9 protein-coding genes and 1 riboswitch are annotated in these 10,602 nt (G+C 75.3%); of the genes, 8 read left to right on the top strand and 1 reads right to left on the bottom strand.

The annotated features are described in order from the left end of the window. The first annotated feature begins 52 nt into the window (after window positions 1–52). The 7 genes from CLV37_RS18420 to CLV37_RS18450 all read left to right on the top strand — a co-directional run bounded on the left by CLV37_RS18420 (window position 53) and on the right by CLV37_RS18450 (window position 8,462). Window positions 53–1,405, top strand: coding sequence for an aminotransferase class V-fold PLP-dependent enzyme (locus CLV37_RS18420; RefSeq protein ID WP_106213057.1), 1,353 nt, complete (start codon window positions 53–55; stop codon window positions 1,403–1,405). A 13-nt stretch (window positions 1,406–1,418) separates the two neighbouring features. Continuing rightward, window positions 1,419–1,529: riboswitch (SAM riboswitch) on the top strand. After that, window positions 1,526–2,767 carry an LLM class flavin-dependent oxidoreductase gene (locus CLV37_RS18425; protein ID WP_106213059.1) on the top strand — a complete coding sequence of 414 codons (1,242 nt, stop codon included), beginning with the start codon at window positions 1,526–1,528 and terminating at the stop codon, window positions 2,765–2,767. (Overlaps the previous riboswitch by 4 nt.) A gap of 10 nt (window positions 2,768–2,777) precedes the next feature. Next, a complete protein-coding gene (locus CLV37_RS18430; RefSeq protein WP_106213061.1) occupies window positions 2,778–4,145 on the top strand; it encodes an NtaA/DmoA family FMN-dependent monooxygenase in 1,368 nt (455 codons plus the stop codon). Continuing rightward, the gene (locus CLV37_RS18435) at window positions 4,142–5,293 is read left to right on the top strand and encodes an LLM class flavin-dependent oxidoreductase (protein WP_106213063.1); all 1,152 of its coding nucleotides are present in this window, start codon (window positions 4,142–4,144) and stop codon (window positions 5,291–5,293) included. Before CLV37_RS18430 ends, CLV37_RS18435 begins: the two co-directional genes overlap by 4 nt. 30 nt (window positions 5,294–5,323) lie before the next feature. Further along, window positions 5,324–5,698: a rhodanese-like domain-containing protein gene (locus CLV37_RS18440; RefSeq protein ID WP_106213065.1), complete on the top strand. Its 375-nt coding sequence runs from the start codon at window positions 5,324–5,326 to the stop codon at window positions 5,696–5,698. After that, window positions 5,695–6,750 carry a GNAT family N-acetyltransferase gene (locus CLV37_RS18445; protein ID WP_106213067.1) on the top strand — a complete coding sequence of 352 codons (1,056 nt, stop codon included), beginning with the start codon at window positions 5,695–5,697 and terminating at the stop codon, window positions 6,748–6,750. Before CLV37_RS18440 ends, CLV37_RS18445 begins: the two co-directional genes overlap by 4 nt. Window positions 6,751–6,911: 161 nt before the next feature. After that, the gene (locus CLV37_RS18450) at window positions 6,912–8,462 is read left to right on the top strand and encodes an MFS transporter (RefSeq protein WP_106213069.1); all 1,551 of its coding nucleotides are present in this window, start codon (window positions 6,912–6,914) and stop codon (window positions 8,460–8,462) included. A 290-nt stretch (window positions 8,463–8,752) separates the two neighbouring features. Here CLV37_RS18450 and CLV37_RS18455 read toward each other — a convergent pair whose 3' ends face one another. Next, window positions 8,753–10,396, bottom strand: a complete 1,644-nt coding sequence (locus tag CLV37_RS18455; RefSeq protein WP_106213071.1) for a nitrite/sulfite reductase — start codon at window positions 10,394–10,396, stop codon at window positions 8,753–8,755. Between the two features lie 65 nt (window positions 10,397–10,461). Here CLV37_RS18455 and CLV37_RS29050 point away from each other — a divergent pair. Then, the coding region (locus tag CLV37_RS29050) for a transposase (protein WP_146149480.1) at window positions 10,462–10,602 on the top strand (141 nt) is incomplete at its 3' end.

A 10,602-nucleotide genomic window follows, 5' to 3' on the forward strand; every position in this document is an offset into this window, starting at 1 on the left:
CGCCGGGGTGATCCCGGTCCTCCCGGCAGGGTCCACTTCCCGAGGAGACCTCGTGTCGACGAGCACCCTGTCCCCCAGCCGTCCCGCCCCTCGTGCGGCCTGTCGCCCGGTGGCCCCGCTGCTGCCGGTCGTGGGCGCCGACACCGTGGTGCCGCTGGCCACGGGCGGGACCGCCACCTACGCCAACCTCGACAACGCCGCCAGCGCGCCGGCCCTCAGCGCGGTGGCGGCCCGCGTCGCGCAGGTGCTGCCGCACTACGCCAGCGTCCACCGCGGCGCCGGGTACCTGTCCCGGGTCTCCACGGCGCTGTTCGAGCAGGCCCGCGAGCAGGTCGGGCGGTTCCTCGGCGCCCGGGCCGACGACGTCGTGGTCTTCACCCGCAGCACGACCGACGCGCTGGACCTGCTCTCCCGCGCCGTCCCCGCCGGTGCCCGGGTGCTCGTCGCGGACGTCGAGCACCACGCGAACCTGCTGCCCTGGCAGCGCTCGGCGGCCACCACGGTGGTGCGCGGCGGTGCCGACGCCGAGGAGACCGCTGCCCTGCTGGAGGCCGAGCTGGCCACCGGGCAGTACGCGCTGCTCGCCGTCGCGGGCGCCTCCAACGTCACCGGCGAGGTGCTGCCGCTGCGCCGGCTGGCCCGCGCCGCGCACGCGGCCGGGGCCCGCATCGCCGTCGACGGCGCCCAGCTGCTGCCGCACCGGCGCGTGGACGTCGGCCGCGACGAGATCGACTGGATCGCCCTGTCCGGGCACAAGCTGTACGCGCCGTTCGGCGCCGGCGCCCTCGTCGGCCGCCGCGACTGGCTCGACGCGGCCGAGCCGTACCTGGCCGGCGGCGGCGCGACGCTCGACGTCAGCCACGACGCGGTGCGCTGGGCCTCCGGCCCGGACCGGCACGAGGCCGGGTCGCCGAACGTGATCGGCGCCGTCGCCCTGGCCCAGGCCTGCGCGACGCTCGCCGCCCTGCCGGACGGTGCGCTGGAACGTCACGAGGGCGCGCTGCGCGCCCAGCTCGTCGACGGGCTCAGCGCCCTGCCGGGCGTCGAGGTCGTCCGGGCGCACCCGGCCGACGCCGTGGGGGTCGTGACGTTCACCGTCGCGGGCCGCTCGGTCTCCGAGGTCGCGGCGTACCTGTCGGCGGAGCACGGGATCGGCGTGCGCGACGGGCGCTTCTGCGCGCACCGGTTCGCGAACTCCCTCGGCCTGGTCGCGGGCGGGCTGCGCGCCTCGACGGGGGTCGGGACCGGCTCGGCCGACGTCGAACGGCTGGTGGCCGCGGTGGAGCGGTTCGTGACCACGGGCCCCGAGCTCGAGTACGGCCTGGTGGACGGTCACTGGGGTCCGCTCACCGACGCCCGGCCCGCCCCCGAGACGTTCCTCGACCCGGTGACGGAACTCGGGTAAACTCACCGGCGAAGGTCACGAGAACCAGCGACAAGCCCTGGCTAGCTGGTCGGCAACCCTCCCCCGCGGTGGGGTGCTCCAGGTGACGACCCGGCCGGAGGAAGACCTCCGGCAAGCGCGATGACCCGCCGGACGCCTGCGTGTCGTCAAGACAGCAGGAGGAGAACCGTGTCCGAACTCCACCTCTCCGTGGCCCTGGAGTCCACCGGGTGGCACCCCGCGTCCTGGCGCGAACCCGGCGCCCGCGCCGACGAGCTGTTCACCGCCGCGTTCTGGCGCGACACCGTCCGCGAGGCCGAACGCGGGCTGTTCGACCTCGTGACCATCGAGGATTCCTTCAGCCTGCAGGGCAGCCACTTCGGGCTACCCGACGACCGCACCGACCGGGTCGCCGGCCGCCTGGACGCGCTGCTCGTCGCGGCCCGGCTGGCGCTGGTCACGCAGGCCGTCGGTCTGGTCCCCACCGTCACGACGACCCACACCGAACCGTTCCACGTGTCCAAGGCGCTCGCGACGCTCGACCACGTCAGTTCCGGCCGCGGCGGCTGGCGGGCCCAGATCGCCCCCCGCGCCCACGAGGCCGAACTCTTCGGACGGCGGTCGATCCCCGTGGTCTCCCGCGAGACGTTGCAGGACCCCGAGGTCGCCGCGGCGGTCGAGGACCTGTTCGCCGAGGGCCGCGCCGTCGTCGACACCGTGCGGGCGCTCTGGGACTCCTGGGAGGACGACGCGGAGATCCGCGACGTCGCCTCGGGACGCTTCGTCGACCGCACCAAGCTGCACCGGGTCGCGGTCGAGACCCCCTGGTTCTCGGTCCTCGGCCCCTCGATCACGCCCCGTCCCCCGCAGGGACAGCCCGTGGTGACCGCACTGGCGCACGCGCGGACCGCGTACGAGTTCGCCGCCGCGAGCGCGGACGTCGTGTTCGTGACGCCGCACGAGGCGGCGAACGCCCGCGAGATCGTCGCCGAGGTGCGTGCCGCGGAGGCCGCCGTCGGCCGGACGGGAACCCCGCTGCAGGTCCACGCCGACCTCGTGGTCGCCCTCGGCCCCGACGCCGCGGCCGCCCGCAACCGCCTGGACCGGCTCGACACCGTCGACGGTGAGGCGTTCGGCTCCGACGCGCTCGTCGTGGCCGACTCCCCCGCGGGCCTGGTCGAGCGTCTGCTGCTGTGGCGCGAGGCGGGGATCGAGGGGTTCCGGTTCCGTCCGGCGGTGAACGCCACCGACCTGCCCGCGCTCGTCGACGAGGTCGTGCCGCTGCTGCAGTCCGCCGGGGTGTTCCGCCGGGAGTACACCGGCACCACCCTGCGCGACCACCTGGGGCTGGCCAGGCCCGTCAACCGCTACGCCGCAGTCTGAGGAGGACCCGATGAGCATCCCCGACGGCAAGCCCCGCAAGCAGATCGTCCTCGGCGCCCACCTGCCCGGCGTCAACCACCACACCGTCTGGCAGGACCCGGCCGCGGGCAGCCAGATCGACGTGCGGAGCTTCGCCCACCTGGCCCGCACCGCCGAACGGGGTTTCTTCGACCTGTTCTTCCTGGCCGAGGGCCTGCGGCTGCGCGAGCACGCGGGCGAGATCTACGAGAACGACGTCGTGGGCCGGCCGGACACCTTCACGGTGCTGGCCGCCCTGGCCGGGGTCACCGACCACCTGGGCCTGGCCGGGACCATCAACACCACGTTCAACGAGCCCTACGAACTGGCCCGCGAGTTCGCCTCCCTCGACCACCTCTCCGGCGGCCGCGCCGCGTGGAACGTCGTCACCAGCTTCGACGCGTTCACGGGCGCGAACTTCCGGCGCGGCGGCTACCTCGACCGCTCGCAGCGCTACGAGCGGGCCGAGGAGGTGCTCCTCGCCGTCCGCGCCCTGCGGGACTCCTGGGGCCCGGGCGACGTCCTGGCCGACAGCGCCACCGGGCAGTTCCTGGCCCGGCACGGCGTGGGGGCCTTCGAGCTGCACACGAACCAGTTCGACGTCCGCGGCCGGTTCAACGTCCCCCGTCCGCCGCAGGGCCACCCGCTGATCATCCAGGCCGGCGTGTCCGACCAGGGCCGGGAGTTCGCCTCCGCCAACGCCGACGCGATCTTCTCCCCCTTCCGGCGCACCGACGACGCCGTCCCGTTCTACCGCGACGTCAAGGCGCGGGCGGTGCGTCACGGGCGCCTGGCGAGCGACGTCAAGATCCTGCCCTCGGCCGGTGTCGTCCTCGGCGACAGCGCCGCCGACGCCGCCGAGAAGGCGCGCGAGCTCACCCACCAGCAGGTCAGCCCCGCCACCGCCCTCGCGCTGGCCGAGCAGGTCTGGAACCGCGACCTGTCGCAGCTGGACCCCGAGGGTCCGCTGCCGGAGTTCGACGCCGACACCACCGCGCCGCCGCGCTGGAGGGGCCGGGCGATCCACGACCCCGACCTGAACGCGGTCGTGGCGCGCTGGCGCGAGATCGCCGCGCGCGGGGGGCTGAACCTGCGCGAGACCGTCATCGAGGTCACCGCCCGCGCGACGTTCGTGGGCACGCCCACCACGGTCGCCGACCAGCTCGACGACTTCGTCCAGAACGACGGCTCCGATGGTTTCATCCTGCACCCGCCCGTGGTGCCGACCGGCCTCGACGAGTTCGTCGACACGGTCGTCCCGCTGCTGCAGGAACGGGGTTCGCTGCGCACGGAGTACACCGGGACGACGCTGCGGGAGAACCTCGGCCTGTCCCCGGCCCGGGCGGCGCAGCCGGCGTGAGCGTGGAACTGTCCGTCCTCGACCTCGTCCCCGAGAGCGAGCACGAGGGGCTCGGTGCGGGCATCGCCCGGACCCTGGAACTGGCCCGGGCGGCCGACGACTGGGGCTACCGCGGGTTCTGGCTCGCCGAGCACCACCTGTCCCCCGGCGTCTCGAGCTCGACCCCCGCCGTCCTGGCGGCGCTCGTCGCGTCCTCGACGCGGCGCCTGCGGGTGGGCTCGGCCGCGAGCCTGCTGGCCGTCACGACACCGGCCGTCGCCGCCGAGCAGTGGGCCACGATCGCCCGGGCCGTCGGCGGCCGCGTCGACCTGGGTTTCGGCCGGGTCCACGGCCCCGCCCCCGCGGGGGCCGAGCGGCCCGGGGCGAGCGGGTCCCGGGTGGTCGACGGGCTGCCCGTGCCCGCCGCGCCGCCGCCCCTGTGGCGCGACCCGGCGCTCGTCGAGACCCTCACAGCGACCGCGCGCGTGCTGGGCGTCCACCGCGCCGACGCGCCGCCGTTCGCGGACGAGCTCCGCCTCGCCCTGGACCTGCTGCGCGACGGGCACACCGACGCCGAGGGCCGCACGCACGGCAGTTCGCTGCTGTCGGGTGCGCCCGTGGACGTGCACGTGCTGGCCTCCAGCGGCGGCGAGTCCGCGCGGGTCGCCGGCGAACTCGGCCTGCCGCTCGTCGCGAACTACCACGTGGCTCCCGCCTCCGTGCTGGACACCGTCGCCACCTACCGCGACGCGTTCCGTCCCGGCGTCCTGCCCGCCCCGCGGGTGGCCGTGTCGGCCGACGTCGTCGTGGCCGCGACCGACGCCGAGGCGCGCGAGCTCGCCCGTCCGTACGCGCAGTGGGTGCTCGGCATCCGCCGCGGCACCGGGGCCGTCCCCATCCCCTCCCCGCAGGAGGTGGACGCGTTCACCTGGTCCGCCGAGGACGAGGCGCTCGTCGCCGACCGCCTCGAGGGTCACGTCGTCGGCTCGCCGGAGACGGTGGTTCCCCGGCTCGAGGCGCTGGCCCGGGTCACGGGGGCCGAGGAGATCCTCGTGACGACCGCGACGTACCGTGCCGCCGACCGGTTCCGCTCCTACGAACTGCTCGCGCAGGCGTGGCGCGACCGGTCGACCGTGCACCTGCCCGAACCCGCCCACGCGACCGCGTGAGCGCCGAGAACACCAGACCACAGGAGTGACGTGAGCGAGACCACCCTCCCCGAGGCCCCCCTCGTCGACGCCGAGACCGCCGGCCGCGCCGTCGCCGGTGGCGCGTTGTTCGTCGACGTCCGCAGCGACGCCGGCCGCGCCGCCCACGGTGAGCTGCCGCAGGCCGTCGTCGTCGCCAAGACCGACGTCGGCCGCAAGTTCGCCGTCGGCGAGCCCGGCGCGCTGGAGCAGCTGACCGACAAGGACCAGGAGATCGTCGTGATCTGCGGGTCGCCCGCCGGGTCCGGCCCCGTCACCGCCGAGCTGCTCGCCGCGGGCTTCACCAACGTCGTCCAGGTCGACGGCGGTTTCCCGGCGTGGAAGGCCGCCGGACTCGCGACCGAGGAACCCGTGCAGGCCGGATGAGCACCACCACGGAGAACCCCGTGTCGGACGGCGCGACCACGCTGACCGTCCGGTCGGCCCGCCCCGACGAGCTGGCCGCCGTCGGGGAGCTGACGGTGGCCGGGTTCTCCGTGGGCCCCTACCCGCCCGACGCCGCGCGGGCAGCGCTCCTGCGCGACGCCGCGGGCCGGGCCCGCACCGCCGACGTCCGCGTCGCGGTCGAGGGCACGGGCGAGGACCTGCTGGGCACCGCGACCCTGGCGCCCGGGGGCACCGAGCACGCCCGCTTCGCCGGACCCGACGAGCTCGAGTTCCGGCTGCTGGCCGTCTCCCCCGCCGCCCGCCGCCGCGGACTGGGCGCCCTGCTGCTCGAGGACGCCGTCGCGCAGGCGCGGGCCCGGGGTTTCACCCGGGTCGTGCTGGACACCGGGGCGCGCAACGAGACCGCCCAGCGCCTCTACCACCGCTCGGGCTTCACCCGGCTGCCCGAGCGGGAGGACCGGCTGGGCGGTGGCGGTCTGCGGCTCGCCGTGTTCGGCCGGGACGTCGACCCCGCTCCCGGGGTGCTCGTCCGGCTGGCCCGGCCCGGGGAGCTCGATGCCGTCAGCCGGCTCGCCCTGGACGCCTACGCCGCCGACGGCGACCTGCCCGACTGGTACGCCGCGCAGGTCGCCGACGCCGCGACGCGGACCCGCGAGGCCGAGCTGTGGGTCGCCGTCGACGCCGTCACCGGCGAACTGCTCGGCACGGTGACGCTGCCTCGTCCCGGGCGGACCCTGAGCGCCACGGCGCTCGACGGGGAGCTCGACCTGCGCCTGCTGGCGAGCGCCGTGCCCGCCCGCGGTCGCGGCGTCGGGACGGCGCTCGTCCGGCACGCCCTCGACGTGGCCCGCTGGCGCGGACTGCACCGCGTCGTGCTGAACTCCGCCCCGCGGATGACCGCGGCGCACTCCCTGTACACCACCCTGGGTTTCGTGCGCCTGCCCGAGCGCGAGACGCGCGTCGTCGAGGGCGGCACCCTGCTCGCCTTCGGGTACGACGTCGTCCCGCTCGCGGGCGACGACACCCTCTGACCCACCCCTCCCGGCGATCGAGGAATCTTCCGCCGTGATCGAGGAATCCCCGGCTCCGAGGCCTGCCGTGCCGTCCTCGATCGCGGCGTGAGATTCCTCGATCGCCGGAGTGGGGCCACCCTTCGGCGTGGACGCCCCCGCCGTCACCGACCGGAGCACCCTTGCGCCCGTCCGACCCCCGCACCGCCGTCTGGCTCGTCTGCCTCGGCACGGGATTCGTCACCCTCGTCGACCAGAGCATGGTCGGCGTCGTGGTCCCGGCCCTGCGCGCCGACCTGGGCGCCACGCCCACGCAGGTGCAGTGGATCCTCGCCGGCTACTCGCTGACCTTCGGGCTGGCCCTGGTCCCCGCCGGCCGGCTCGGCGACGTCCTGGGGCGCCGGTTCCTGCACCTCAGCGGCTTCGTCGTGTTCGCCGCCGCGGCCGTGCTGTCCGCGACGGCGCACGACGCCTGGACGGTCGTCCTCGCCCGGGCGCTGCAGGGGCTCGGCGCGGGCGTGGTCAACCCGCAGGTGCACGGCACGCTGCAGACGGTGTTCCGCGGCCCCGAGCGGGCCCGGGCGTTCGCGGGGTACTCCGTCGCGACGGCCTGCTCGTCGGCGTGCGGTCCCCTGCTGGGCGGGCTGCTCACCGGGCTCGGGGGCCCCGGCCTGGGGTGGCGCCTCGTGCTGGCGGCGAACATCCCGATGGCGGTCCTGCTCCTGCCCGTGGCCTTCCGCCACCTGCCGCGGGTGGCCCGCCGGCCGCTGCCCCGCGGCGGGCTCGACCTGCCGGGCAGCGCCGTCGTCGCGCTGGGGACGCTGTGCCTGCTGCTGCCCTTCGCGACGGGACGGGTCTCGGCCGGCGTGCTCGTGCCGTGCCTGCTGACCGTCGTGGTCCTGGCCGGGGTGCTGCGCTGGTGGGAGCGGCGCGCCCTGAGCCCCCTGGTCGTGCCGGACCTGTTCCGGCGCCCGGACTTCTCCCTCGGCACGGCGGTGGCGATGTGCGTCTTCGGCGCCGTCCTGGCCCTCGGGATGCTGCAGGTCCTGGTGCTGCAGTCGGGGCTGGGGCTGTCCGCCTTCGACGCCGGGCTGGTGCTGCTGCCGGCCGCCGTCGCCTCCGGGGTCTGCGCGGCCCTGTGCGCCCGGCTCGTGCTCCGGTGGGGGCGGCGGCTGGTGGTGGCGGCCACCGTCGCGGCCACCGCGTCGGTGACCGCCGAGGCGCTCCTGCTGCCCGCCCTGCCCGCGCACGCCGTCCTGGTGGTCTCGATCACCGCGACGGTCTCGTCGGCCGCGATCGGGGCGGTGATCTCCCCCAACCAGGTCCTGACGCTGCAGCACGCGCCGGTGGCCGTGGCGGGCGTCGCAGCGGGGCTGTTCCAGCTCTCGCAGCGCGTCGCGGCCGCCGTCGTCGTCCCCGTCGTCACGGGCGCCTACCTGGTGGACGCGCCCCCGACCCCCGGCCGGGCCCACCTGGGCGTCTTCGCCGACCTCGCCCTGGGCTGCGCCGGGCTGCTGCTGGTCGCGGCCGTGCTGGCCGTCGCGGCCCTGCGCTCGGAGCGCAGGGGTGCGGTTCAGGGCATGGGTTCGCTGCTGGGGCGGGGTTCGTCCCCGGCGCCGCGGGCCTGCTCGGACAGCAGCGCGTGGAGCTCGGCCTCGAACTCCGCCCAGCTCAGCTCACCGGGACCCGGTTCCTGTTCGAGCTCGACCGGCGACCACGGGAAACCCCACTGACCGTGCCCGGCCAGGGCCAGCCCCTGCACGACCGCAGCACCGAAACTGGTTGCGGCGGCGCACAACCGCGCCCACGTCCGCCGTCCTCGCACCACGCACCTCCGCTCTCGGGTGCCTCACTGTGACACACGCGGGCCGTTCCGCAAGGGCCTTCGGGCAGGTTCTTCCCCTCCGCCCGCGCAACGCACACGTCGGACCCTCCTCAGCCCTGATCCGAGGCGCGACGCACACGTCCGACCCCACGTTCGCGTGGTCCAGGGTCCGACGTGTGCGTCGCGCGGGACGCAGCGTCAGCGCAGGGCGGACTCGTCGGCGCGGTGGGCCCACTGAGCGAACGTCTCGTCCCCCTCGCGGTCGGCCGCCCAGCGCCGCACGACGCGCTCGACGTACTCCCCCACCCCGTCCGCGGTGACCTTCAGCCCGCGCACGGTGCGCCCCAGACCCGGTTCCTCGCGGTCCTGGGACGCGAGCCCACCCCCGAGGTGGACCTGGAAGCCCGGGACCTGCTGCCCGTCGTCGTCCGTCACGAGCTGGCCCTTGAGCCCGATGTCGGCCGTCTGGATCCGGGCGCAGGAGTTCGGGCAGCCGTTGAGGTGCAGCGTCAGGGGCCGCGGCGCGAGGGTCGGCAGCGGCAGGTCGACGAGCCGGCGTTCGAGGTCGCCCACGGCCTCGGCGGCGGCCCGCTTCGTCTCGACGATGGCGAGCTTGCAGTACTCGATGCCCGTGCAGGCCATGGTGCTGCGCCGGAAGGGGCTGGGCGTGGACGTCAGCCCGACCGGCTCGAGCCGCGCGCAGAGCCCCTCGACCTCGTCCTCGGGCACGTCGAGGACGAGGAGCTTCTGCTGGGGGGTCAGCCTGACCCGGCGCGAGCCCGCCGCCTCGGCGGCCTCGGCCAGCGCCGTGAGCACGTCGGCGCTGACGCGCCCCGCGACGAGGCTCAGGCCCACGTACCGCAGGCCGTCCTTCTGGCGGTGCACGCCGACGTGGTCCCCGGCGCCGGTCGGGGCCGGTGCGGGCGGGCCGTCGGGCAGGGCGAACCCGAGGTACTCCTCCTCCAGCACCCGCCGGAACCTCTGCGGCCCCCAGTCGGCGAGCAGGAACTTCAGCCGCGCGCGGTGCCGCAGCCGCCGGTAGCCGTAGTCGCGGAAGATCCGCACGACGCCGTACCAGACGTCGGCGGCGTCCTCGGCGCGCACGAACGCACCGAGCCGCTCGGCCAGCCGGGGGTTGGTGGACAGCCCACCGCCGACCCACAGGTCGTAGCCGGGACCCAGCTCGGGGTGGACGACCCCCACGAGGGAGATGTCGTTGATCTCGTGGACGACGTCCTGGTCCGGGTGCCCGGTCACGGCCGACTTGAACTTGCGCGGCAGGTTCGCGATCTCGGGATCACCGATGAACCGCTCGACGATCTCGGTGATCACGGGCGTCGGGTCGATGACCTCCTCGGCCGCGACCCCGGCGACCGGGCTGCCGAGCACGACGCGCGGGCCGTCCCCGCACGCCTCGGTCGTCTGCAGGCCGACGGCCTCCAGCGCGGCCCAGATCGCGGGCACGTCCTCGATGCGGACCCAGTGCAGCTGGACGTTCTGCCGGTCGGTCAGGTCCGCCGTCCCGCGCGCGTACCGGCGCGAGACGTCGGCCAGGAGACGCAGCTGCTGCGTCGTCAGCGCGCCGCCGTCGAGGCGCACGCGCAGCATGAAGAACTCGTCGGACAGCTCGGCGGGCGTCAGCTGGGCCGTCCGGCCGCCCGGGACGCCGGGGCGGCGCTGCGTGTACAGCCCCCACCAGCGGAAGCGGCCGTTGAGATCGTCGGGGTCGATGGACGCGAAGCCCTCGCGGGCGTAGACGCGTTCGATGCGGTCGCGGACCTCCAGCGGGGGTCCGTCGGCCTTGAACTGCTCGTTGTGGTTCAGCGGGGCACGTCCGTCCACGAGCCACTGCCCGTGGGAGCGCCCCCGCGCGCTCTTCTCGACAGCCTTCTCAGTGACTGTTTCAGATGTGGGTCTTGGTAGGGCATGCTGCTGAGGTGGCTGGCGATCGTGAGGCGTATCCCTCTGACCTCAGCGATGCGGAGTGGGAGCTCATCGAGCCGCTGCTACCCAAGCAGGGCCGGATGGGTAGACCGCGCCAAGACCTG

Source organism: Kineococcus rhizosphaerae (assembly GCF_003002055.1).
Classification (GTDB): domain Bacteria; phylum Actinomycetota; class Actinomycetes; order Actinomycetales; family Kineococcaceae; genus Kineococcus; species Kineococcus rhizosphaerae.

Excerpts from the sequence above, each read along its gene's own strand:
- CLV37_RS18430 (WP_106213061.1), top strand. The coding sequence starts at position 2,778 with ATGAGCATCCCCGACGGCAAGCCCCGCAAGCAGATCGTCCTCGGCGCC.
- CLV37_RS18445 (WP_106213067.1), top strand. The coding sequence starts at position 5,695 with ATGAGCACCACCACGGAGAACCCCGTGTCGGACGGCGCGACCACGCTG.
- CLV37_RS18425 (WP_106213059.1), top strand. The coding sequence starts at position 1,526 with ATGACCCGCCGGACGCCTGCGTGTCGTCAAGACAGCAGGAGGAGAACC.